We start from the raw sequence: 24,796 nt of genomic DNA on the forward strand, positions 1-24,796 counted from the left end.
AGGCAATCTCATTAATTATAATGACGCCATTGCCTGCTTTTTTGTATATTTAAAATTATATCATCTAGTTTTTTTCAAGTCAAAACCTAGACATATTCACGTACTCTATAGCTTACCCCTATATCTTCTGCAATCTTTCTGCATTTTTCAATAGCCTCTTCACCAATTGTATCCACTACACTTAATGTGACTTTTGGAACATAATCTTTGGCTTCACTTGCAAACTTTAACATTGCATCAAAAGATTCTATGCCAAACTTAGGTCTTGTAACCGCTAGGTATTCTTCTGCTGTAGGTGCATTTAAACTAATTGAAATAGCATCAATATAGCCTTTTAATAAATGGGCTACTGGTTTGCCATGTATTAAATCCCCTAAACCATTTGTATTTAATCTAATTTTAATATCACTCTTTGAACGAATGTATTTGCATACTTCAATAAGTGTTTCAAGACGTGTCGTAGGCTCACCATAACCACAAAAGATAACTTCTTTATATTTACTTAAATTCTCTTCTTCAAAGGCCTCAATTACTTCTTCTAAAGATGGCTCATGTTCAAGCCATAAACTATCAGAACCATGTGCCCCATCTCCCTCTTGTCTTAAACAAAAAGTACAGTTACATGGACATTTATTTGTTAAATTAACGTATAAGCCACCATGAATTTCATAAAGTATTGTCATTTTCTTAATCATGCTACATTCTCCCTTATTTTATTTTTGCGTTCTTTATTAAAATCTTGATTTAAGTTAAGTTGATTCTTTAATTTCATATTATCAAAAGCTAAGGCTAAGGCCATAAAGAGTATTCCACTACCTATAGGTTGAAAAGCGCCAGCTGGTATACTCATTAAGGCTGCAATGAAATTGCCATAAATAATCCATTCTGCTATAGCGTAAGCTACAGAACCTACAATTCCTGCTAAAAATATAGCTACAGTATTTCTTTTCGTTACAATCTTATATGGTTTAGAAGTAAAGAAAGTTACAAGTAACGGTTTAATCAATATAGTTGGTAATACCCAAATCATACAGCCAGGTGTTGTAAAATCTGAAAGCCCTGCACCTATAGCGCTGCTAGCCATAGCATATGGCAATGGTAAGATACAAGCACTTAAATACACAACTGCATCTCCTAAATGTACAATACGATTATTCATGCCAAGTGGAATATTAATACGTGTGCCTAGAAATGTCAGTGCTGCAAATAATGCTGTTAATACTAATAATCTTATTTTATTAACTTGTTTCATTTATACTCAGCTCCTTTAAAAACTTTTCAAACATGATACCATCGCGTGTATCCCAATTTGGTACTTTTTCTGTATACTCAATTGCTTTACCAATAAAATGTGTAGCAAGCTCTATGCTATCTTTTAACTGTGCTCCTCTTGTTAATGCCCCACATAATATAGAAGCAAATATATCTCCTGTCCCACTATAAGATTTATGGTTATAAGAAGTTTTCACTTCATACCACTCATCCTTTTCTAAATCAATACCCACACTGTACATTTGATCCTCTTCAATAAGACCTGTCACAATAATTTTCTTAGGGCCTAAAGCTTTTAAAGATTCGTGCTTATCATAATCTGTTTGATATAACCTAAGCTCTTCTCTCGTCATTTTTTCTTCTAATGGAATCCCTAATAATAACTTAAGTTCTGTAATATTTGGTGTGACTACGTCTGCTAACGCGACTAATCTTTTCATGTCTTCTGGATATGTCGTTTCATAAATTGGATAAAGGACTCCGTTATCCCCCATAACAGGATCGATTAAAACAAGTGTATTTTCTTTTTTAAAACGTTCCACAAAACCTATGATAATTTCAACTTGCTCTGTAGACCCTAGAAAACCTGAATAAATCGCATCAAACTCACGATTTAACTTTTTCCAATGTGTATAATATGCTTGCATATGTGGTGTAAAATCTAAAAAAGAAAATTCTTTAAAGCCAGTTTGATTTGAAAGCACCGCCGTAGGCAGTGGACATGCTTGTACTTCTAGAACTGATAATATGGCTATTGCTACATTTAATGAACATCTTCCAATTCCTGATAAATCATTAATAATTGCCGCTCTCTTCATGTCACCCTCCCAGTATAAATTTATTTAAATATTTAAAAATTTTATTAAATGACTTTACTTTTATAATTCTAACCTCTAAAATAAAGCTTAATAAAATTGTTTCGATACAATTTATTTATTTCCTGTAATTTAATAGTTGTATTTTTGCATAAGAATAATATTCAGTCAATAAGAAAAAAGGAGGTTTTTCTTAACATGGGAATTGTACCGTTACAATTCAGCACAAATAGTACCGAACCATTATATGCACAGCTTTTTCGCCATATAAAAAGTCAAATCATTAATGAAGAAATTGAATATGGCAGCAAACTGCCTCCTATCCGTACATTTGCCAAAGAACTTGGTGTAAATAATATTACCGTCATTAACGCCTATAAACAATTAGAAACTTCTGGATATATTACTTCTAAGCAAGGGAGTGGATTTTATGTGTCTAAGAAAGTGTCTAAAGAACAACCATTTTTCATTCCACCAGAGGAGGCACATAATTTTATTAACTTTGCCAGTGCTTCTCCTGATCCAAGTATCTTTCCAACACAAACCTTTAAGGAATATATTGTAGAAGCCATTGATCGTGACAAAGGTTTTGCTTTTGGCTATCAAGAAACTAATGGTTTTATGCCTCTTAGAAAAACTCTTACCGAGTTTCTTCATAATACTTATAGTATTCATACGGAAGCTCACCTCATTCAAATAGTTTCAGGGGCACAACAAGGACTCGATATTATTGCTAAAAGTATACTCCATTCTGGTGATACAGTTATTACAGAAAACCCAACTTACAACGGTGCTGTAGAAGTTTTCCGTTCAAGGGGTTGCCGCATTGTTCCGGTTCACCTTGATAGAGATGGCATCAATCTATTAGAGCTCGAAAAGAAAGTTCGTATTTCCAAACCTAAGCTCCTTTATATCATGCCAAATTATCAAAACCCAACAACCTGTTGTTACAGTTTAGAAACTATGGATCGTTTACTAGATTTAGCAGAGCGTTATGATTTCTTTATCTTAGAAGAGGACCCTATGCTAGAACTTTCTTATGGCCATGAATTGCCAACTACCTTAAAATCACTAGACACCAAAGATAGAGTTATTTATCTTAAAAGTTTCTCTAAACTCCTCATGCCTGGACTTCGTATGGGATTTATGATTATGCCTAAAGTTTTACTTGAAGGTTTTACAAAGGCTAAACAAAACACAGATATTTCAGCTTCTGGGCTTATTCAGAGAGCCTTAGAACTTTACTTTGTGAATAATAAATGGGATGAACATATTCACTATATACGTGAAATTTATCGTGGTCGCTATGAATATATGCTTGTTGCTTTAGAAAAGTTGAAGGATTATGATGTAACCTTTGAGCATCCAAAAGGAGGTTTATGTTTCTGGCTTCGTCTGCCACCCCACATCGCCGCGGAAAAGCTCTATTATACTTGCCGTTCCAAAGGCTTACTTATCTTACCGTCTCCAATTTTCTTTTCCCATCTTGATCATAATAAAAATAGCTATATTCGTTTAAGCTTTGCAACCTGTACAATTGATGAGATTTACAAAGGCTGTGAAATACTTAAAGATTGTATTGCTTCTTTTAGTAAGTAAAATTTCCTTATCAATGGACAAAATAAAAAGCGTGGCGTAAGCCACGTTTTTTGATTTTTTTAGCCCTTGGAGCCCAATATTTGGTTTAAGTGGAGATTCATTACCTGTTCTGCTTCTTCAGCAGCTAGCATTTCACCGTATTTAACGTTTTCATAACCCTCTGTTTCCTGAGTTAAATCTAATTTAAGATTACTATTTAATGCCTCCTCACAAATTTGTCTTGGTGTATGAGATTTTAAAATAGGTACCTCTCGCCAAGCGAGGAGCTGAATTAAAATTTTATACTTCTGACGATATCGAAGATTTACATCTAAAATTTTACCCGCTTCTTTTAATTCGTCCACGATTTTACGTTTACTTAGCTTTCTCTTCTTACTATGCATTCCTTTTTCCAGCGTATTAATTTCCTCAATTTGTTCTGTATAATAAAAGGTTGACTCTACTTCTTTTTCTCCACATGGAATAAGGCTGTATTTAACCACTTTAATATGACTTTAATACGTTTTATACATCCTATATATGCACATTTTACAAAATTCCAAATCTCTTTACGTCTCCAAATACAAAATGCAGCTAAAAGAATATAACATATAATCTTAAACCAAGTGCCCTGTCCTTCTGGGACTGGCGCTCCAATAAGCCCAATAGCTGCTGCCCCGCCTACTTCTAATGGAATCTCTTCATTTGATTTAAATAAAAATCTTATAATAGCTGCTAGTACATAAATAAATCCATGCCCTAACATTCTTAAAATACCTGCTACCACATTTCTAAAAGCATAAGCTACTACTAAAAACAAAGTAAGCAATAGGACCCTTCGTAGATTTGATTTTCTAATTCCTGTTACCATTGGTGTATTCTTCTGAATACGTTCTAAGAGATAATCGATGCTAGCTTGATTCCTACTTAAAGCACCTATTACAGTAATAAATCCTATTCCCAAAAGACTTAAACGATTACTTGAAAAAGCATTAATTACAATGGCTGCAACTACTAAAAATACATATATTTCTAGATTGATAATACGTTCATATTCCCTTCTATAATCTATGCACATAAGTATATACACAAATATAATTAAACCAATTAAAATAATACCAAACCATATATCTGCCCGCATTAAATATTGCTTAATAATATAATATATAGGCCCTATAAGTGTGATACATCTTCCAAGACCAACTAATAATCCACCTACGATATTATGTAACTTGTGGCCATCCACAACCTTCTCTTTTACAATACACCATAAATAAGATAAGTACGCTACACCTAAGATTAAAATGCTATCTAACCTCACTTCATTTACACTATAATCCATGCCATATCCATTTGTTACAATGAACATACCAAATTTCATGAGCTGAATGAGCATAAATAAGATTCCAAACAGCCCCAAATGCTTTAATAGCTTGTTATACATCCCCTTCACCTCCCTTTTCAGACTTTAATTTTTCCTTTAGATGGGTATTTAAATAATATACATCAAAGCTTTCTTCTAACACACGATCTGGTTCATAGCTTAATAAACAAATCTTCACATTGTAGCCTTCATAAACTTTTTCTCTAAGTAAGGCAATACTTGCTTCATCTAAGAAACATGTTACAACAATTAAATCTGTAGTCGTCATTTGATAACTATAATTTTTTAGATACTGGCAAAATGGCATGTTTTGTTTAAGTTGAAGCCTTGCTAAAATCGTATATAGCTCGTGAATATGATTATTTCCCCACATTTCTTTAGTCTCTAAACTTTCCTTTTGCCCTTCTAAAGTCGTATTACTCATCAGTTTAATAGGTACCCCACTTGCTAAGGCCTCATCTAATAAGCCTGCAATAAGTTTAATCCCTACTTCTATCTTTTCTTTTTCAATAACATCACCAGTTTGAATAATATCTGTCTGCATATTAAGAAGTATAGTCAAACTCTGATTAGCTGTAGTCTCATTATTTCTAACCATAATCTCTTGATTTCTAGCTGTCATACCCCAATGAATTTGATTCATACTATCCCTTGACGTATACTTTCTTACACCTGCTGTTAAAAAAGGATCTTCTATTATAAAACGTTTTTACAATTTGCTCACCTTGATTATATTGAGGTGAAATCAACTGAGTCCTTAAATCTAGTGGTTTAGGTAATACAAGAATCTCATCTTTCACCTTCACAATATCACTATACTTATAAAGACCTAATAAATCTGTTGCTACAATCGTAATATCTTCCACATGATAGCAGCCTCTCTTTAAAGCTCTAGCCTTCCAGCTCCTTGTAATCTTCTGACTAGCCTTAATGCTGAACAAGCTCCCTATAGAACGATGCTTCTCATTGGCACTGCAAACCTGTCCACCAAGCTCTATATATCGACTCGTTGTAATCTCTGATTTTAAACACGGCATAATGAGCCATGTAGGGTTAGTTACTGTTTCTACAATTTCGAAGCCCTCACCTTCATAAATTTCTACTTTACTAATGGCACACCCATAGCTTAAATAGGGTAAAATAAATTCCTTATAAATCTTCTGTTCCAAATAAACACCTATTAAAACAAGTATGCCTATTGCTATAACTTCCATTTACAAGCCCCCTATTAAAGATTTTCTTCTAAAGGTACTGTAACTTGTGTCAGTATTTCATCCAATATACGTGCAACTTCATTAGCTTGATTCATTAAACTATGACCTTTGTAAATGATTCTATGTAGTGCCACATCTTTAACTACCTTTTTCACATCATCTGGAATTACATAGTTTCTACCTTCCATAGCTGCTAATGCCTGTGCACCTCTCATCATGGCTAAAGAACCACGCATACTAAGTCCTAATCTAAATCTTTCTTCTTCCCTTGTAGCTGTTACGATTTGAATAATATATTTTTGAATTTCTTCACTGACTTTCACTCCTTTAACGATTTCCTGTGCCACCTTGATTTCTTCTTTAGTGACTACACATTCCAAAGTTTCTAATGGTGACTTTTCTCTTTGAGCTGTTAAAACAGCTAATTCATCTTCCATACTTGGATAACCTAAAGATAAACGAATAAAGAATCTATCTAATTGTGCTTCTGGAAGTGGAAAAGTTCCTTGTGTTTCAATAGGATTTTGAGTTGCTATAACTAAGAATGGCTTTTCTAAACTACGTGTCACTCCATCTATAGTTACTTGTCCTTCTTCCATACACTCTAATAAACTAGATTGGGTTCTAGATGTGGCTCTATTAATTTCATCTGCTAATAAAATCTGAGTAAAAATAGGCCCTTCTTTGAAAACAAATTCTTGCGCCTTCTGATTATAAAAATTTAAACCCAATAAATCAGTTGGCAATAAGTCTGGTGTAAACTGTATTCTTTTAAAATCACAATTAATAGACTTTGCTAAAGACTTCGCCATAGTCGTTTTACCTGTTCCAGGGATATCTTCTAATAAAATATGTCCCTCACATAGTAAAGCCATAATCACTTTATTAATTTGTGCGTCTTTTCCTCTAATAACTTTGCCTATATTAAGAAGTAATGTTTCCTTTAACTTTTGTACCACTTCTACACCCATAATATCCTCCAAATTTATAAAATTTTTTATCATTATACCACACCTATTTTTCATTCGTAGTATACACTACATACTTATTTTGTTCCTTTAATAAACTATATAGAACATAGCTTTAGAAAGGATGTATTATGCCCCTATTTCCAAGACTTTCACATTCATTTAATTACGCTTCATCCACATTAAATACACATATTCATTCACCTTTTTATGAAGATCACTTAGAACAAATGGGCAAATATTTAGATGAAGAAGCACTCATTGCGCAAATGCTAGGTCCACAGCCTATTGTCCCCCCTCGCGTATTCACCTTACATGAACTTAGAAACTACTATAACGGTAAAAATGGTCACCCTTCCTATATCTCTGCTAACGGCATAGTTTTTGATGTTACCAATTCCCCAGCTTGGTCCAACGGCCATCATTTTTCTCTCACCCCTGGCGAAGATTATTCCGCTACTTCACCAAATACCACAGCAACGACATCCTAGGCATGTCCAAGCAAATCCCTATCGTAGGCCATATCATTTATACTTAAAACTCTCTATCCCAAACAAAAAAGGAGGTGTATCCAAGACTTATTCTGTAAGATACCCTCCCTTTTCTTTTTCTTCAATAAGATTCATTAACCACTTAGTTCTTCTTCTTTTCTCGTCCTCATCTAGATTGTTTCTTCCCACCAGCGGAAATTCATACTGATAGTTGTTTTCTTTAATCCTATCAATGAAGTCACAATGTAAAAGTGACTTGTGCCTGGTGCAATAACGATCATACCTTCTTCGCGTAAACGTGTTGTTTCATATTCACATAAAGTTGCTGTGCCACAACTATTAAATTCTATTGAAATCTTTTTATTTACACCATATATTAATTTTCCCTGTGGGTTTTGGCTTGATTTAAGATTTAAATTTCCCATAGAAACATCCTCTACTTGTTGTAAACCATCCAACGTATGGTATGCACTGCATAATTGAACGCGGCATAATTCTTTTGATAAATTACATATTGTTGTAGTATCTAAGTATAAATTAACTCCTGAATCTGCTGGATTACTTAGCCCTATAATAGCATTCATCGTAAAGGCTAAATCAGGTGTAGCACCTAAAAAATATTGACACTCTCTATTTGCTACACAGCATTGATTACCTAATCCAAATCTATCTTCTTTCATATTGATTCCCCCTAACCTATACCTACTAAAAATTATCTACAACCCTTTCACATTTCCATCTCCTTATGTAAATCATCATATTTTCTCTTAAGGTTTCTGATTTTCTTTCTCAAAACTCTTTTACAGTTAAAACACGTTATTAATTATATTTTAGTTTATGCCTATCCCCTTAATTTTATATACTAGCAAGCTAGTCTTTATCCGCCAATCTTATTCTATAATTATTAAGCATTTTACCTATTTAGATTAAACAGCTTACACATTTCGGACATATTCTCTAAACTTGTATTTTATAACAATGGTTTAAAGGCCCATTCCCCTCTCCTAAATCTAAATTGGCAGCAATAGCTCCAGTCACATATTCTTTGCCATTGGCTACGCTAGTTTTCATATCAAGCCCACCTGCTAAATTACAAGCAATAGCAGATGATAAGGTACATCCTGTGCCATGAGTATTAGGATTTTCAATTCTCTGTGCTTCAAACCAAGTCACTTCTCCATTAATAAAAAGCAAATCATCCGCAGTTTCTTCTAAATGGCCACCTTTAATTAAAATAGCGCCCTTAAAGAAAGTCCCTATCTTCTTTGCTGCTTCTATCATTTCTGCTTTTGTATGTATTATCATGTCTGCAAGGCACGCTGCTTCATGTAAGTTAGGCGTAATGAGATTAGCTTGAGGCATTACCTTTTTACAAAATATTTCTATGGCATCATCGCTCATTAATTTGCTGCCACTAGTGGAAATCATAACTGGGTCTAATACGATATTTTGAAGCTTATATTCCTCTAATTTATGTGCAAGTACTTCCATGATTTCTTTAGATGAAATCATGCCGATTTTTACTGCATTTGGTCGAATATCTTTTACGATGCAATCTATCTGTTGACCAACAAACTCTGATGTAGCTTCTTGTACCCCATAAACACCCGTTGTATTTTGAGCCGTCAATGCTGTAATGGCACTCATCGCATACATACCATGTGCTGTAATCGTTTTAATATCTGCTTGAATTCCTGCCCCACCACTACAATCTGAGCCTGCAATTGTTAGCACTGTTTGCATAACCAGTCCTCCATTTCAGTAAGGTCTAACATATAATGATCACTTAATTCTTTAATCATTTCTGTTTCAAGCTCAGCTGCCTCATCATATACGCCAGCTACTTTAAAACCTGCCTCCTTGGCTGTCTTCACACAATATCCCGCATCTTCTACAATGACTACTTCTGACTCTTCAAGCCCCATCATTTTAGTCGTTTCTTGATAAATCAAGGGTTCATCTTTCCAATGCCCTACATCTTTACAACTTACAACTACATCAAAGTAATCTAATATTTCTAATCTCTTAAGTCCTAAAAGTGCTAATTCTCTATGTGTAGCTGTTGCCACACTCATTTTATATCCATTCTTTTTAAGGCTTTCTAAAAGCTCTTTCGCACCTTTTTTTAGCGGTATGTATTCTGCATAAGCTTGACGCATTAAATCATTAATTCCTGCTACAACACCTTCTGCAGACATCTTTAACCCTAAATCATTAATAAAATAACTTGCTGTATCTACGAAGCTTAATTCTTTTAGACGTTCCTCAAGATCTTCAGGTGGCACAATGCCATTATTCATTAAGAGCTTTGCCCCGATTCCTTTCCAAGTAGGCATAGAATCTAAAAGTGTACCATCCATATCAAAGATAATACCTTTTATACTAGTTTTTTTGGTCATAGCTTCACTTAAAACTTTAAGCTCTCTGGTTGCCTCTTCAATATTTTCTTGTGCAAATATAGCTGAAACAACGGCAATGCCATCTGCACCGCATCCTGCAAGTTGCATCACATTATTTTTATTGATCCCACCTATAGCTACAATTGGTAAGCTTACATTTTGTCTAATCGCCTTTAATGTTTCATTTGATGTGGCATTAGCATCTTTCTTAGTTGAAGTTGTAAACATAGCCCCAACGCCAATATAGTCAGCTCCAGCTTGCTCCGCTTTAACAGCTTGCTCTACAGTTTGTGCTGAAACACCAAGAATTTTATCCTTTCCAATAAGGCTTCTAACATCTTGAGCTGCCATATCACTTTGTCCTATATGAACCCCATCAGCATCTACTGCTAGCGCTACTTTTACATTATCATTAATAATAAATGGTACATTATAAGCTGTGGTTAGAGTTTTGATACGCATAGCTTCTCTTATAAAGTTTTCCTCATCTAAATTTTTCTCTCTAAGTTGCAAACAAGTCACGCCACCTTTTAAAGCCGCTTCTACTTGTTCTTCTAAAGCCTTTCCATTTAACCAGCTTCTATCTGTTATTGCATATAAACACATTGCTTCCTTATCGATATTAAACTTTTGCTTCATTTTCATTTTCGCCTCCATCTATATCTATCTTACATCTAATTTATCATATTAAATTTGTCATATCTCCTATTTAATTTTTACTTTAGCGCCTCTTACTAAGAACTCACCGTCCATTAAGCTCATGTAATCCATTAAATAAACTTTAAAGCTTCCTGTTCCTTCTGCGTTAACTTGCATTTTGTTATAAGCAAGTTCACCACAAAGCCCCATTGCGCTTACGGCTGCTGCTGTTGCCATTAATAAATCATCTTGATTTGCCCCACAAAAGCTACCAATAACTCCTGTTAACATACATCCTGTTCCTGTAATGCGAGACATCATGCCATGTCCATTATAAATCACATAGGCTATATCTCCATGAGCTACAACATCAATAGCTCCAGTAATAGCAATTACTGCGCCAGTTCGCATACTTAAAGCTTTAGCTAGCATAATAACCTGTGGTAAATTTTCTTCAGTAATTTTATCTTCTGCTACAGCGTCCACACCTTGAGTTACACCACTGCCTTCATAAATCGTTTTAATCTCAGATATATTGCCACGGATTACTGAAAATTTCACTTCCTTTAAAAGCTGCATTATTGTTTGTAACCTAAGTGCAGAAGCACCCACCCCTACAGGATCTAAAATCACTGGATGTCCTAAATGATTGGCTCTTCTTCCAGCACGTAACATCGATTCAATAGTTCCAACATTTAAAGTCCCAATATTAATGACAAGGGCATGACACATACTTGTGATATCTTCTACCTCTAAAGCATCATCTGCCATAATCGGAGAAGCACCACTAGCTAATATAATGTTGGCACAGTCATTGACAGTCACATAATTGGTAATGCAATGCACTAAAGGTGCATTAGTACGCGTATTCCTTACAATCTCACTAAATTCCATTTTTAATCTCCCTTTTAACTACTTTTCATGATTTCAAATATAGCATTTAGCTATATTATATATTACCAATAAAAATTTTCCATAAATTATTCCAACAAAAAAGCTGCTATACAAGACCTTTCTCGTATAACAGCTTCTATACAATCATATTACTTTGCTATATTAATGTGTTTCCTACGTTGGCATTATCCAAATCAGGTCATAAATCGAAGCTACTAACTTCCTCTCAGCCTGGCACACAGGCTCCCTCCACGAGTTATTATTTTGTTGAATTACTTTATTTGTGTTACATTATAACCTTTTTGTTTTAACTGGTCAATGACACCACTATTGGTGTGACTAATATAATGTGCTGCACCCACTATGATAAAATATGTATTCTTTTGATCATCCTTTAAGCACTTTTCAATCTTTTCAACCATTCCCTTATCACGATTTGTAAGAAGTTTTTGAGTATATTCCGCAGATAATTCTTTATCCTTTATACCATCATCCTGACTATAATATTTTTTAAAACCTTCTATATCTCCATTTTTGATTAATGTAAGCCATTCACTACTAGACTTTTCTAATTCCCACAAATCATCTTCATCCCAATCCGAGTAACTTGGTGAATATAAGAAACTGCCTAAGCTCTGAAGTAATACTGTTTCTTGTAAATCATCAGAAAAACTATCAAACATACCTGCTTGTAATTCATAGCTTTCTAATCCATAAATTTTTTTATCATCGAAATGCGCTTTCGTAAAGAAATAATTATCTACACCATAATCTGATGACCCTTCGGATTTATCTAACTGCATTGTATCGTCTGTGCTATAAGAAGAAATATAACTACTTAGATACCATACCTTTAACTGACTCATTTCTTCTTCAGTTAAATCAAATAAATCACTATAACTTAATAAAAGTTCATAAGTTGCTTTTGAAACATGATCTTTTAATGATGTGCCATCTGTATATCTAATTGCTTTTATAAACTTATCATAATCTGCTTCATTAGATTCATCTATTTCAAATCCTACTACATCAGCCTTATTATAAGCATCAAGTACTTTTTTACTAAAAGGATATAATCTTGAATCTGCTGCATGCACAGAACCTAATAAATATACTTCACTTTTACCACCATCTACTTTCCAAAAATATCCTTTAGTGCTTGCATCAAACTCTTCATATAGCCAATCAACTAAACGTGTCCCTAAAACGATTCCTTCTTCTACTGTACATGGATTTTTTAATGCTATCTTACTCGTTTTAGAATCTATAATACCATGAGCTTTCATAAATGTAACCGCATCTACTTTATTCAAACCTAGTTCCTTAGGATATGCAAATTGCTTAATTACCCCAAAAAGTTGCTTTATAACTTCCCCTTTAGTGGCTCCCTTAATCACCGAATCTGTATTTCCATCTTTAAGCCTTACACCTGGAATTTGACTAATCCTAGTTTCTACACCTAATTGTAATTCTTCTATTTGTTCTTTACTCATTTTTATTTTAAAATTATCATGCCAGCCCAGAGGATAAATACCATAATTTTGGCCTTCCATTACTATATCCACAGCCCATACACTTGGATAATCATCACTTTCTTCTTGTGGTATTACATTAGTGGCTTCTATCTCTTCTGAAGGTGCATCAGCCTCTGTTACCTCTTCTGCCATTAATGGCATAATAGCTAACGCCCCAATTAATGTAAATAGGCCCCATCTTTTCAATCTCTCTTTATAGCTACTCTTCATTTCATATCCCCCTTGTATCTAGCTTATTTATTATATCTATTATTTCTCTGTCTTCTTAAAATCCTTATCCTATGTACAACTTTAGACTATCTTTACTCATTATACACCTTATTTTAAAAATCATTACAGTCTTTTAAACTCATTTATGCTACATATAATCTAAAAAGGCATTTTAGCCAAAAATAACCAAAGTATTTGTGATACTAAAATGCCTCATGTCTTAAAACTATTTAATGTATATAACGAAAAAGGTCACCCTTTCGGATGACCTATCTAACGCAGAGACTGGGATTCGAACCCAGGGAGGTGTTACCCTCGCCGGTTTTCAAGACCGGTGCCTTAAACCAACTCGACCATCTCTGCCTATTAAATTATTTATGCAGCTGGTTGAATAAATATGCCCGAGACCGGAATCGAACCGGTACGAGGGTTAGCTCGCAGGATTTTAAGTCCTGTGCGTCTGCCAGTTCCGCCACTCGGCACAACACTTGCTCAACCATTACTGCCTACTTAGTATATTATAAATACAGACTTACGTCAATACTTTTTTAAAACTTTTTTGTAACTGTTCAGCCGCTATTTTAAGCAAAGAGCACATTCAGTCACCATTTTATGAATAGTTCCAGTACTAACAATATCAACTTCATATCGTTTTTCTGCAACAGTACAAGACTTAGAACACTTACTAAAAGATGAACAATTCTTGCATGCATCAGGTATATGAGGAATGATATCATTAGGTTCTTGAGTAATAGAAAAACTGGAGCCTTTATGACCTTTTTGGGCACCTTGTTTTTTATCAGAATATTTCCGAAGACTTTTAGGCTGTGGTTTACTAAGGCCATCACTAAATGGTAGTTTAGAACTATTTTTACTATTCTTATTGAGCTTTTCTTTAAGCTCAGCAATTTCAATTTTTTGTTTTTGAATAGTTTCAGTTAGCTTGTTAATAGTAGCAGTTTGTTCTGAAATAATATATTTATTCAGCCAACGGCTGAACAGTTACACTTTTTTAATTTTTTTCTAAAAAAACACACGTTACTTTAAACATTGCCTACGCTTAAAATAACATGTGTTTTGCTATAACTTAATTCGTTTGTAATTTTGAAATACACTGCGCTTCAAATGTGCCATCTTTAAGCATATAAACGTTATCTGCATTTTGGATTGTCTGTAGTTTATGGGCAATCGTAATAACCGTCTTTCCCTTCATTAACACATTCAATGCATGTTGTACAATATCTTCATTTTCAGAATCCAAAGCAGCTGTTGCTTCATCTAACAATAAGATTGGTGCATCTTTTAATATCGCTCTTGCAATGGCAATACGCTGTTTTTGTCCACCTGATAGCCCCATCCCATTTATACCGATTCTTGTATTATAACCTTCAGGTAATTCCATAATAAAGTTATGCGCATTTGCCATTTGTGCTGCTTTTATAATTTCAGTATCTGTTGCATTCATTTTACCAAACTGTATATTTTCTCGAATTGTTCCTTCAAACATAAATGCATCTTGAGAAACATACGCCGTAATATTTCTTAGATCTCCTAATGTATAATTACTAATTTCCTTATGGTTGATTATAATTTCACCTGCAGTCTTTTTATAAAATCCCATAAGCAATTTAAATAATGTGGTTTTTCCACAACCACTAGGACCTATAACTACTATATTTTCTCCCTCATTAATATTAAGGTTAGCATTTGATAATATACTTTTCTTATTGTCATAAGAGAAGCTTACATTATTAAGACTAATCATCTCCTGTGTATATGTTGCTATATGACTTACATCTTTATTTTCTTCACTGTTACTTTCTGGTTCTTCATTTAATACTGTAAGTATTACATTTGTACTAGCTAATGCACTTTGAATATTGTTTACAAAGATACCTATATTTAAAAACATAAATGTAATATTATTTTGTAATGTAATAACTGCAATAACTGTACTTAAGTCTGTTTTTCCTGATTTAATCATTATAAGCCCAATGATTAATATCCCTAAAAAATTAAATGATGACCAAAAGAAGTTAATCGCTTCAACTTGAGAAAGTTTCGATATTCTCTTTATTATTTGATTGGTAAGTACTTCATTTTGCCTGAAATATCGTTTTGTAACAACTTGTCCCATTTTAAATAATTTCATATCAGTTACACCACTAATAATCTCTACCATTAAACTTGTGATGCTACCGAGTCTTTTTTGAATGTCCTCACCAAGTAATCTTATTTTTTTTAACAAAAAATTGTATTTGAAAGGAAGAACAATACACCTAAAATAATTGCTACTATAAATAATCTCCATTCTAAAATATATATTGAAATTAATGAACCAATAGCCATTACAGTTGTTACAATTACCATTCTGACACAGTTTCTAAAAGCATCTTCTACTATATTTAAATCATTAGATAAAATAGACATTAACTTTCCTGTATCATGTGTTTCAAAATAAGAAAGTGGCATCTCTAATAAGTGATTAATCACATCTTCTCTTATTTCATTAATAATCTTTCTAACAGTATATCCACGTACATAGCAGCCAATAGGGTCAATAATACATGAACCAGCAATAATAAGAAAGATAAGTATAAATACATTATATAAAATAGATAAATCCTTTTGTGTCACAGCTCTTATAAGTTCTTTATTAACAAAGGCATAAAGGATGTACATACTTGGATAAGCAATACTACTTAATATAAGAGCGACTGCATATAACCTACTATTACGCTTCATTAATTTAATAAAGCCAAGTAATTCTTTTAAATTAAACATTTGTGTACCTCCTATATCGCATCTGCTACTGCAAATTGTTTCTGATAAAGTTGATAGTACATCTCTTTATTACTAAGGAGTTGTTCATGTGTTCCACTTTCTACTACTTGCCCTTGATCTATAACGTATATCCAATCAGATTGCTGGATTGTTGAATACCGATGGGCAATAACTAAGGTCGTTCTATTTTTCATAAATCTTTCTAAAGCTTCACATACTAATACTTCTGATTCATAATCCAAGGCAGATGTAGGTTCATCCAAAAGTAAAATTGAAGCATTCTTTATAATTGCACGTGCTATAGCAATACGTTGTCTTTGACCTCCAGATAAATTTTCTCCATTTTCCTGTACTAAAGTTTCAAACTGATTAGGCATATCCATAATAAAATCATATGCGTTTGCCATTTTAGCTGCATTAATGACCTGTTCAAAAGAAACATTTTCTTCTCCATAGATAATATTCTCCATAATAGATCCTTTAAAAAAGCTAGACTTTTGAGATACATATGAAATATTATCTCTAATACATTCTAAACTTAAATCTTTTAATTCCTTACCAAATAGCTTTATAGAACCTTGCTGATTTTCATAAAATCCACATAGTATATTCATAATTGTTGTTTTCCCACAACCACTTTGACCAACTAAGGCTACTGCTTGATTTTTAGGAACCTTCAAGCTAATACCTTTTAAAATTTCATAATCTTTTTTATAAGCAAAATGTAAATCTTTCAGTTCAATAGCTATTTCCTCTTCTGGAATCATTTCATTATTACCTGTTGTTCTTTCTTCTTTCTTATCAAATAGTTGTTGTATTCTTTCTAATGCCCCAACAGCCCTACTTACCCCATTAATAACTTCTGGTAATACTGTTGCTGGTTGAATTAAATAATCTAATAACTGAATAAATGCAATAAGATGACCTAATAAAATTTCACCTTTAATAGCTAAATAACCACCATATATAATGGCAATTAATTTTGGGAAGTGTTTCATCATAATAAATGAAGGCAACATAAATGCTGAGTATTTTTCTACTTTATTTCCTTCTAAAACACTTACATTAAATTCTTTATTCATCTTACTTTCTAAGACTTCTTCCAATCTATAAGATTTAACAACCTCTACTCCTTTTAATGCATCTAATACTATGGTAAGCCCTTTACCCACTAATTCTAAGCTTCTTTTTGTATGGAATGTTATCTTTCCTTTTAAACATGTTGTTACAATTAAAGCTACTATAATGCATCCAAAACTTACCAAAGAAAGCTTCCAGCTTAATGTCACCATAAATATGGCTGCACATATAAACATAATAGGTTGGAAAATAAAATCTGCCAGATTCAAGGTTAAGAAATTAGAAATTTCTTTTATATCATTATTAACCCTTGAGATTAAGTCACCTGCTGATAAATCATCAATTTCACTCATTTGTATATTTTTAATATGTAATACTAAGCTATCTTTTAAGTTTTGTGTTACCTTATTTCCAAAATAGCCTACACAATACTTTGATAAATAGCTAGCAAAAATGCCAGCTATCATGAGTAGTGCCAAAATAATAATCAGTGAAATAATTTTACTACTATCTATGATTGATATGTCGTTAATAATATCTCTAATAAATATAGTTTTTACAATATTTATTAGTGCAATAAAACCCATTGAAAAAATACTTAAATACAAATACTTTTCATATTGCTTATTGTATTCCTTTAACCACTTTATGCTACCTAATAAACTCTTGTCTTCTTTCATAATTTCAGCACTCCTTAACTTTCTAGTCCACTATGCTCTAACAAGGCTTGTTAATATATTCATATAAGTTTGAGCTAATTCTTCTATACTTTCTTTATTAGAAATACATGGATTATACTCCCATACAATTTCTAAGCATTGATCTTTTAATGCACCACTTAATGATAAGATATTAGTGAAACGATTTTCTCCAGGGTTAGCATTATAACCACTTGTTTCGTCTGCTTTTCTAAAAATATCATCATCATTTACTTGGTTAATAGCACCCCTGTAATTAAATGCTATTTCGTCCTTACGTAAACTATGTAATTTCTCAACTAATGCTTTATCTTTTGATAAATCATTTATAATGTGATATCCATATCCTTCATTTGGAATACTATTCATTTGATTTTTAAAGTCTTTTAAATCTTCATTTAAATCATCTAGTCTATTATCTTTTAGTAATAATATTCTTCCCTGTGCTTTCCATCCCCATGTCTTAGATAAATCTACGTGTCTCATTGTTGGAATCATACTATGTCCATTTCCGATGAATGTAAGTTCAACCCATTGACTTCCAATAAATTGGCTAACTGCTTTTGTAAGTGCCCATACTAATGCATCTTCTAAGTTCATACCATATTTAATAGGTAATTCTCTCACTAAAACCTGTGATTCTTCTAATGTGAAATGATTAACTACAGTTTTAACTGAACCAACTAAATTTTGAGCCATATTTTCTGGATAATCTAAAGGCACATGATTTACTTCATTCCAAGGTAATTCAGTCCAGTATTTAATTTCTTTATGCATTTCATCAGAAACTGCATATTTTTCTGTTGCTTCAATCCATTCTTGAATAGTAACTTCTTTTTCTCCTAAGTCAATGTTACCTGTTTCCATGAGTTGTATATAGCCTTGTTCTAAATCTTTAACAAAGCTTGCTAAAGAACCACCATCCATAAGAATGTGATGTATTACAATAAGTAATCTACCATCTCTCTTTTCACCGAAGTTCATATATGTTACATTCATGTATGGTCCTTCTTCAAGATTAAAGCTCTGCTGTACTTTATTTGCATAAGATTCTATAAAGGCTACTTCTTCTGATTCTGCAATATGTTCTAGATTTTCTACATAGAATGGTATTTTGCCTTCTTCTGGTGCACTCATGTATTGTACCCACTCACCATTTTCTTTAGTAAAGTGTGATCTTAAACAATCATTCTTTCTCCATAAGTAATCTAATACTTGTTGTAATTTAACTACATCAAAATCTGCATCCACTTTAAATATTCTGCTGATATTGAATTGATTTGGATAAACACGATCTTTTATTACATTGAGGTACCATCTTTGACCTAATGTTAATGGAACTTTTCCTACTAATGGTTGTTTAATTGTTACTTCTGTTGTTGCTGCCACTTCTTCTACAAACTCATTATTTTCAATCATTTCAGCTATTACAACTGCCATTTTTCTAATAGTAGGCACTTCGAAGATTGTTCTAACTGGTAATTCTACGCCATACTTCTTATAAATCTGAGCAACTAATTGAGTCGCTATAAGTGAATGTCCGCCACATTCAAAGAAGTTAGCAACTACACTTATTTGTTTTCTTCTAAGTGCTTCACACCATATTTTCTCTAATTTCTGTTCAATTTCATTACTTGGTGCTACATAAACCTTATTGTCATTTTCTAATAAATCTTTTGGCTCTTCTAATACTTTTCTATCTACTTTACCTGTAGCTGTTAATGGCATTTTTTCTAATTCTACAAAGTATGCTGGTACCATATAATCTGGTAAGTAATTAAGTAGGAACTCTCTTAATGTGCTTGTATCAAATTTTTCTTTAACTACTATATACCCTACTAAATATTTTTCGCCCTCTTCACGTTCAAAAAGTTTAACTGCTGCTTTAGCAATTTTTTCATGACGTGCTAATGCTAATTCAATATCTCCTAACTCTACTCTGAATCCTCTAATTTTAACTTGATAATCTTTTCGTCCTACTAACTCTACATTGCCATCAGACATATATCTTACTAAATCACCACTCTTATATAAGATATGATTTCTATCAAATGCACTGATTACAAATTTTTCTTTATTAAGTTGTTCGTTATTTAAGTAACCTTTAGCTACACAGTCCCCAATAACACACATTTCTCCAATGCTTCCATAAGGAACTAATTGTTCATCATCATTTAAAATAAGTATCTTAGTATTTGATAATGGTTTCCCAATAGGTACTCTTGTATAATCTTCTTTTAAATCTCTTGTATCATAGCATAATGCATTTGATGAACATTCTGATGCACCATATAAATTGAGTAATGGTACATTAGGAAAACATTTATACCATTTTTTAATCATAGACATCGGAATAGGCTCTGCACTTGTTGTACCTAAACGGAGTGTATCCCATTTAGTTTTCTTAGTTTCAGCTTGTAATAAGATACCTTGAATAAGTGCTGGTGTTGCAAGGAAATATGAAACTTTGTTGTTCACTAATTTATCCCATAACATAGCTGGATCTAGTATATCTTCTCTAGTTACTAATAAAGTTGGAATTCCTGCTAATAGACCGCCGAAGCATTCCCAAGTTGCTGCAACAAGGGCATAAGATTTATGGAATACTGCAACGTCTGTGTCATTAAATGGATATTCTTCCCACATCCAATTAAGTCTATTAATAACTGAACGATGGCTTACTATTACACCTTTTGGTTTTCCTGTAGAAGATGAAGTATAAATAACATTTAATGTATCTTCTACTGTTGTATGGCATTCTAAGTTGTCATCACTTTCTTGACCAATTTCTTGAGCTTCTGTATCTATGAATACTTTTGTATATTCTTTATCATCAAATTGATCTAAATTAGATTTTAAGACAATGAATTCTGCATTTGTATCTTCTAAGATACCCATTAATCTTTGTTTAGGATAATGGTTATCTAATGGTACATAAATACCGCCAGCTTTAATAATAGCTAACATACCTATAAGCATATCAAAGGATCTCTCAATACATATACCTACATACATACCTTGTTTTAATCCTTTTTTCACTAGATAATGTGCTAACTGATTAGCTTTTTTATTTAAGCATTCATAAGAGATTGTATCATCATTGAAGATATAGGCTATCTTTGATGGTGTTTTCTTTACTTGTTCTTCAAAGAGTTGTCCAATAGATAAATGATAATCATAAGCTTTTTGTGTATCATTTCTCTCTATAATTAATTGAGTACTTTCTTCATCTGATAAATAATTTATCTTTCCAATATTGCATTCTGGTGTATCTACTATACTACGAATAATTTCTTGTAAACTACTTAACATCTTACGTACAAATTCTGGTGTATAGTAATCTTTGAAGTATGAAAATTGAAGATAAATTTGTTCACCATGTTCTTGTGCATATAATGTAAATTCATATTTTGTATAGCCCATCTCAAGTTCTCTAAATGATACATCTACTGCATCATTTGAATTTGTATCTGCTTCATTTTTCTCTGAATACATGTTAAACATTGTTTGGAAAATAGGTGATGTATTACCATCTCTAACTGTATCTGCATTTTCTACCATCCATAAGAATGGGTAATTTGAATTTGAGAATCCACCAATTACTGTTTCTTTAACTTGATCTAATAATTTAATAAAGCTCTCATCTTTTTCAATTTTTGTTCTAAATGGTAACATATTCAAGAAGAAGCCTACGATATTTTCTGTTCCTACTTTATTTCTGTTAACGTGTGGTGAACCAATGATAATATCTTCTTGTCCAGTATAACGATATAATAAGATATTGTACGCAGCTAAAAGTGTCATGAACACTGTAGCATTGTGTGCTTTACTTAATGCCTTTAATTTATGAGAAGTTTCTAAGTCTAATAATAAAGCTTCAGAACTTCCTTTATAAGTTACTTCACTACCTTTTTTATCTGCTGGCATATTAAGCATTGGTAATTTTCCTGAGAGTTTATCTCCCCAGTATTGTGCTTGATTAACCATTTTTTCTTTTGTAATATGATTACTTTCCCATAATAAATAATCATGTAAGTTGAATTTTAATTCATTAGTTAATGCTTCACCTTTAATAAGTGTTTCATAGTCATGTTTAATTTGACGCATAATAATAGACATAGACCATGCATCCATTACAATTTCATGTGTCGTAAATGTAAATTCAACTTCATCCTCTGATAACTTATAGCATCTTAATCTAAATAATAAATCATTTGCTAAATCAAATGGACGACCAATTTCTTTTCTAGCTTCTTGTTTGATATATTTTACTTGTTCTGCTGCTTCTAAATTAGTAATATCAACTGTTTCAAATGCAATATTTTCTACAGTTCTAAAGCATTCATATACATGTCCTGCTTCTTCTATAAATTGTGCGCGTAAACCATCATGTGTTTGAATGACATTGAGCCATACTTTCTTTAAGAATTCAGTTTTTATATCCCCTTTAATATTTACTGTTCCTTGTAAAGTATAGAAAGAGTTATTAGGCTCTAACTTCCATAAGAACCATAATCTTTGTTGTTCAAATGAAGGGCGATAAAGTCCATCTTCTGGAGCTACTAAAACTTCCTGTTCATCATTTTTTGTCTCGTTTTGAATAACTATAATTTTCTCAGCTAACACCTTAATATTATCTTTAAGCACATCTTGGAAAGATAATTTAACATTAAGAACTTCTTCAATTGTATTAAGTGTACGCATTGTTAATAATGAATCTCCACCTAACTCAAGGAAGTTATCTAAGATACCTATACGATCTATATCTAAGATAGATTGCCAAATAGCTGCTAACTTAGCTTGTAACTCTGTTTCAGGCTCTACATAATCTACCTCTAAATCAGGTCTTACATGATCTGGTTCAGGTAAAGCTTTAACATCAATTTTACCATTACTATTAAGTGGTAATTCATCAATTTTTATAATCACATCTGGTACCATATAGCTTGGTAAATGTACCTTTAAGTATTGCTTTAACTCATAATCTCTAATCTTAGCATCACATACTAAATATGCTACTAAGTAAACTTCTTCATCATTATTGTTTTCTTCAACTAAACATTCACGTGCAACGATTTTTTCTTGTTTTAAATGTCTCTTTCTAGGAACAACTGCACAGCCTTTAACATGTCCAAACTTAGTAATATAAGTTTCAATCTCTGCAAGTTCGATTCTAAATCCTCTGATTTTAACTTGTCTATCTATTCTTCCTAAGTACTCCATATCTCCATTAGGTAAATATTTTACTAAGTCACCTGTACGATAAAGTACTTTATTTCTCTCATCTTCAGCAAATGGATTTTCAAAGAATGCTTTCTTTGTTCTTTCTTCATCGTATATATAACCTCTAGACACACCTATACCACTTACACAGAGCTCTCCTATATCCCCAAATTCTACTTCATTGAAAGTATTAGGTTCTAGAATATAACTCTTTAAGTTTTTAATAGCTTTTCCGATTGGCATATTAATAACACTGTCATCTGGTCCTTCATAAATTAAATAATGGCTTACCCCATCAGAACATTCTGTTGGTCCATATGAATTAAGAAGGGGTGTATTTTTGAAATACCCAAACCATTTTTGACATAAAAGTGGAGGTAATGCTTCACCAACTAAGGCTAGCCAACGTAAAGATGATAATGTATATTTCTTATTCTTTTGTCCATCTAAGAAGTTAAGTATTGTTCTTAACATGGATGGTACCAATTGCATAACAGAAATGTTCTCTACTTCAACTTTATCTAAAAGTTGTTCAGGACTATTTACAATGTCATTTTCAAAGATATGTACACATCCTCCAACAAGTAATGCACTTAAAAATTGCCAAACTGATATATCGAAACATTGAGATGCAGTTTGTGCAACTATGTCTTCATCACTTATTTTCATATCATTAATTTTTGAGAATAAGTGGTTAATCATACCACCTCTTTGTAACATAACCCCTTTAGGCATTCCTGTTGAACCAGATGTAAAGATAAGATATGCCAAATCAGTATATTCTACTACAAGCCCTAAATTCTCTTCTGAGTAATCTTGTAGTTCTACTTCTTCAATAGTAAATACAGTTAAGTCTTGTTTAACTTTATCAGCAATCTCTAAAAAAGTGTTTTTTAAAGCTTCATCAACTAAAACCACCTTAACACGACTTTGCTCTACCATCTGAATAACACGTTTTTCAGGAAAACTTGGATTAATTGGCATATATGCACCACCAGCTTTAAATGTGGCTAATATACCTTCTAAAAATTTTATGCTACGTTCTCCATATATTGCTACAATTTGATCTTTTGCAATACCTTTTTCTCTTAAAAACCTTGCCATTCTATTGGCTTTTTTATTAAGTACGTCATAAGTAATTTCTTCATCTTTATACTTAGCTGCTAATACTGCTGGATATGTTTTAACAATTTTTTCAAACATATTACTAATATCAAGATGTATATTAGCATCATTTAACATATTATGGTCTAATTCTTTATACATAGTTAATACTCCTTATTTTTATTTTTCATATGAACTACTATAATCCGCTCCCTTTTTAATGTAAATATATGCTTCTGAATTTTTTATGTTTTTTTAAAATTATTTTATTTATCTTCATTGGTAAACTTACTTTTTTGTTATTTCATTGTAAAAAAAGTAATTTATGCATATATTTTCTTTACATAAAATAATTTTTATAAAAAAATGACTAGGCATTGTATCAAATGCTTAGTCATTTAGTAAAATATAAATTTTATTTTCTAATATAAATTTGTATCCTAAAAAACTCCATTTTAAATAACTGAGTACTTCAGTATTTAAAATGGAGTTTTCCTACTTATAAAAT

Annotated in this window: 20 protein-coding genes, 2 tRNA genes and 1 riboswitch; of the genes, 2 read left to right on the forward strand and 20 right to left on the reverse strand. The window is 32.3% G+C overall.

The features are described 5' to 3' along the window. Positions 1-86: 86 nt before the first annotated feature. From JCM14822_RS10530 to JCM14822_RS10540, 3 genes are read right to left on the reverse strand one after another with little or no spacing between them, the layout of a single operon-like run. The gene (locus tag JCM14822_RS10530; protein ID WP_330377456.1) at positions 87-695 is read right to left on the reverse strand and encodes a TIGR04100 family radical SAM protein; all 609 of its coding nucleotides are present in this window, start codon (positions 693-695) and stop codon (positions 87-89) included. Next, complete coding sequence (locus JCM14822_RS10535; RefSeq protein WP_054742193.1) at positions 692-1,252, reverse strand: TIGR04002 family protein; 561 nt, start codon at positions 1,250-1,252, stop codon at positions 692-694. Before JCM14822_RS10535 ends, JCM14822_RS10530 begins: the two co-directional genes overlap by 4 nt. Further along, positions 1,239-2,090 carry a pyridoxamine kinase gene (locus JCM14822_RS10540; protein ID WP_054742198.1) on the reverse strand — a complete coding sequence of 284 codons (852 nt, stop codon included), beginning with the start codon at positions 2,088-2,090 and terminating at the stop codon, positions 1,239-1,241. Before JCM14822_RS10540 ends, JCM14822_RS10535 begins: the two co-directional genes overlap by 14 nt. A gap of 195 nt (positions 2,091-2,285) precedes the next feature. On the opposite strand from JCM14822_RS10540, the gene pdxR reads away from it, so the two are divergent. Then, on the forward strand, positions 2,286-3,686 hold the full coding sequence (gene pdxR / locus JCM14822_RS10545; RefSeq protein WP_054742200.1) for a MocR-like pyridoxine biosynthesis transcription factor PdxR: 1,401 nt from the start codon (positions 2,286-2,288) through the stop codon (positions 3,684-3,686). Positions 3,687-3,745: 59 nt separating this feature from the next. Here the strand turns inward: pdxR and JCM14822_RS10550 are convergent, their stop codons facing one another. Genes JCM14822_RS10550 through JCM14822_RS10570 form a run of 5 tightly spaced genes read right to left on the reverse strand, consistent with a single transcriptional unit; the run spans position 3,746 to position 7,234 of the window. Then, the gene (locus tag JCM14822_RS10550) at positions 3,746-4,168 is read right to left on the reverse strand and encodes a hypothetical protein (protein ID WP_054742202.1); all 423 of its coding nucleotides are present in this window, start codon (positions 4,166-4,168) and stop codon (positions 3,746-3,748) included. Beyond that, positions 4,126-5,109, reverse strand: a complete 984-nt coding sequence (locus JCM14822_RS10555) for a hypothetical protein (RefSeq protein ID WP_054742204.1) — start codon at positions 5,107-5,109, stop codon at positions 4,126-4,128. Before JCM14822_RS10555 ends, JCM14822_RS10550 begins: the two co-directional genes overlap by 43 nt. After that, positions 5,102-5,692, reverse strand: coding sequence for a DUF58 domain-containing protein (locus tag JCM14822_RS10560; protein WP_054742206.1), 591 nt, complete (start codon positions 5,690-5,692; stop codon positions 5,102-5,104). Before JCM14822_RS10560 ends, JCM14822_RS10555 begins: the two co-directional genes overlap by 8 nt. A 1-nt stretch (position 5,693) precedes the next feature. After that, positions 5,694-6,263, reverse strand: coding sequence for a hypothetical protein (locus JCM14822_RS10565; protein WP_054742208.1), 570 nt, complete (start codon positions 6,261-6,263; stop codon positions 5,694-5,696). A gap of 14 nt (positions 6,264-6,277) precedes the next feature. Then, on the reverse strand, positions 6,278-7,234 hold the full coding sequence (locus tag JCM14822_RS10570; protein ID WP_054742210.1) for an AAA family ATPase: 957 nt from the start codon (positions 7,232-7,234) through the stop codon (positions 6,278-6,280). A gap of 128 nt (positions 7,235-7,362) precedes the next feature. On the opposite strand from JCM14822_RS10570, the gene JCM14822_RS10575 reads away from it, so the two are divergent. Next, positions 7,363-7,722, forward strand: a complete 360-nt coding sequence (locus JCM14822_RS10575; RefSeq protein ID WP_054742212.1) for a cytochrome b5-like heme/steroid binding domain-containing protein — start codon at positions 7,363-7,365, stop codon at positions 7,720-7,722. 170 nt (positions 7,723-7,892) lie between these two features. On the opposite strand, the gene JCM14822_RS10580 is transcribed toward JCM14822_RS10575, so the two are convergent. The 12 genes from JCM14822_RS10580 to JCM14822_RS10630 form a co-directional block, all read right to left on the reverse strand. Continuing rightward, positions 7,893-8,402, reverse strand: a complete 510-nt coding sequence (locus tag JCM14822_RS10580; protein WP_054742214.1) for a DUF6143 family protein — start codon at positions 8,400-8,402, stop codon at positions 7,893-7,895. Between the two features lie 277 nt (positions 8,403-8,679). Beyond that, on the reverse strand, positions 8,680-9,465 hold the full coding sequence (gene thiD, locus JCM14822_RS10585) for a bifunctional hydroxymethylpyrimidine kinase/phosphomethylpyrimidine kinase (protein WP_054742215.1): 786 nt from the start codon (positions 9,463-9,465) through the stop codon (positions 8,680-8,682). After that, entirely contained in the window at positions 9,450-10,766 is a 1,317-nt protein-coding gene (thiE, locus tag JCM14822_RS23140; RefSeq protein ID WP_157047721.1) for a thiamine phosphate synthase, read from the reverse strand. Before thiE ends, thiD begins: the two co-directional genes overlap by 16 nt. A gap of 60 nt (positions 10,767-10,826) precedes the next feature. Beyond that, the gene (gene thiM / locus JCM14822_RS10595) at positions 10,827-11,654 is read right to left on the reverse strand and encodes a hydroxyethylthiazole kinase (protein WP_054742216.1); all 828 of its coding nucleotides are present in this window, start codon (positions 11,652-11,654) and stop codon (positions 10,827-10,829) included. A 154-nt stretch (positions 11,655-11,808) separates the two neighbouring features. Beyond that, positions 11,809-11,913: riboswitch (TPP riboswitch) on the reverse strand. 13 nt (positions 11,914-11,926) lie between these two features. After that, positions 11,927-13,399, reverse strand: coding sequence for a TraB/GumN family protein (locus JCM14822_RS10600; RefSeq protein ID WP_054742217.1), 1,473 nt, complete (start codon positions 13,397-13,399; stop codon positions 11,927-11,929). A gap of 277 nt (positions 13,400-13,676) precedes the next feature. Continuing rightward, a tRNA-Ser gene (locus JCM14822_RS10605) sits at positions 13,677-13,762 on the reverse strand. Between the two features lie 35 nt (positions 13,763-13,797). Beyond that, positions 13,798-13,880, reverse strand: a tRNA-Leu gene (locus JCM14822_RS10610). Positions 13,881-13,975: 95 nt separating this feature from the next. Continuing rightward, positions 13,976-14,401 carry a DUF6444 domain-containing protein gene (locus JCM14822_RS25010; protein ID WP_408606199.1) on the reverse strand — a complete coding sequence of 142 codons (426 nt, stop codon included), beginning with the start codon at positions 14,399-14,401 and terminating at the stop codon, positions 13,976-13,978. Between the two features lie 85 nt (positions 14,402-14,486). Next, positions 14,487-15,647 (reverse strand): ABC transporter ATP-binding protein, encoded by a 1,161-nt coding sequence (locus JCM14822_RS10615; protein ID WP_054742218.1) that lies wholly within the window; start codon positions 15,645-15,647, stop codon positions 14,487-14,489. Continuing rightward, positions 15,641-16,183, reverse strand: a complete 543-nt coding sequence (locus JCM14822_RS10620; protein WP_054742220.1) for an ABC transporter transmembrane domain-containing protein — start codon at positions 16,181-16,183, stop codon at positions 15,641-15,643. The genes JCM14822_RS10615 and JCM14822_RS10620 overlap by 7 nt, the downstream gene beginning before the upstream one ends. 11 nt (positions 16,184-16,194) lie before the next feature. Beyond that, positions 16,195-17,943: an ABC transporter ATP-binding protein gene (locus tag JCM14822_RS10625; protein WP_054742222.1), complete on the reverse strand. Its 1,749-nt coding sequence runs from the start codon at positions 17,941-17,943 to the stop codon at positions 16,195-16,197. Positions 17,944-17,973: 30 nt separating this feature from the next. Further along, complete coding sequence (locus JCM14822_RS10630) at positions 17,974-24,450, reverse strand: non-ribosomal peptide synthetase (protein ID WP_054742224.1); 6,477 nt, start codon at positions 24,448-24,450, stop codon at positions 17,974-17,976. Positions 24,451-24,796 lie beyond the last annotated feature (346 nt).

Source organism: Cellulosilyticum ruminicola JCM 14822, assembly GCF_001311925.1.
GTDB classification, from domain to species: Bacteria; Bacillota; Clostridia; order Lachnospirales; family Cellulosilyticaceae; genus Cellulosilyticum; species Cellulosilyticum ruminicola.

What these genes read in the sequence shown, in the direction of transcription:
- thiM (WP_054742216.1), bottom strand. Translation starts at nt 11,654, where the DNA reads ATGGAATTTAGTGAGATTGTAAGGAATACGCGTACTAATGCACCTTTA.
- JCM14822_RS10555 (WP_054742204.1), bottom strand. Translation starts at nt 5,109, where the DNA reads ATGTATAACAAGCTATTAAAGCATTTGGGGCTGTTTGGAATCTTATTT.
- JCM14822_RS10575 (WP_054742212.1), top strand. Translation starts at nt 7,363, where the DNA reads ATGCCCCTATTTCCAAGACTTTCACATTCATTTAATTACGCTTCATCC.
- JCM14822_RS10530 (WP_330377456.1), bottom strand. Translation starts at nt 695, where the DNA reads ATGATTAAGAAAATGACAATACTTTATGAAATTCATGGTGGCTTATAC.
- JCM14822_RS10570 (WP_054742210.1), bottom strand. Translation starts at nt 7,234, where the DNA reads ATGGGTGTAGAAGTGGTACAAAAGTTAAAGGAAACATTACTTCTTAAT.
- JCM14822_RS10620 (WP_054742220.1), bottom strand. Translation starts at nt 16,183, where the DNA reads ATGTTTAATTTAAAAGAATTACTTGGCTTTATTAAATTAATGAAGCGT.
- JCM14822_RS10535 (WP_054742193.1), bottom strand. Translation starts at nt 1,252, where the DNA reads ATGAAACAAGTTAATAAAATAAGATTATTAGTATTAACAGCATTATTT.
- thiD (WP_054742215.1), bottom strand. Translation starts at nt 9,465, where the DNA reads ATGCAAACAGTGCTAACAATTGCAGGCTCAGATTGTAGTGGTGGGGCA.
- JCM14822_RS10630 (WP_054742224.1), bottom strand. Translation starts at nt 24,450, where the DNA reads ATGTATAAAGAATTAGACCATAATATGTTAAATGATGCTAATATACAT.
- JCM14822_RS10625 (WP_054742222.1), bottom strand. Translation starts at nt 17,943, where the DNA reads ATGAAAGAAGACAAGAGTTTATTAGGTAGCATAAAGTGGTTAAAGGAA.
- pdxR (WP_054742200.1), top strand. Translation starts at nt 2,286, where the DNA reads ATGGGAATTGTACCGTTACAATTCAGCACAAATAGTACCGAACCATTA.
- JCM14822_RS10565 (WP_054742208.1), bottom strand. Translation starts at nt 6,263, where the DNA reads ATGGAAGTTATAGCAATAGGCATACTTGTTTTAATAGGTGTTTATTTG.
- JCM14822_RS10580 (WP_054742214.1), bottom strand. Translation starts at nt 8,402, where the DNA reads ATGAAAGAAGATAGATTTGGATTAGGTAATCAATGCTGTGTAGCAAAT.
- thiE (WP_157047721.1), bottom strand. Translation starts at nt 10,766, where the DNA reads ATGAAAATGAAGCAAAAGTTTAATATCGATAAGGAAGCAATGTGTTTA.
- JCM14822_RS10600 (WP_054742217.1), bottom strand. Translation starts at nt 13,399, where the DNA reads ATGAAGAGTAGCTATAAAGAGAGATTGAAAAGATGGGGCCTATTTACA.
- JCM14822_RS10540 (WP_054742198.1), bottom strand. Translation starts at nt 2,090, where the DNA reads ATGAAGAGAGCGGCAATTATTAATGATTTATCAGGAATTGGAAGATGT.
- JCM14822_RS10560 (WP_054742206.1), bottom strand. Translation starts at nt 5,692, where the DNA reads ATGAATCAAATTCATTGGGGTATGACAGCTAGAAATCAAGAGATTATG.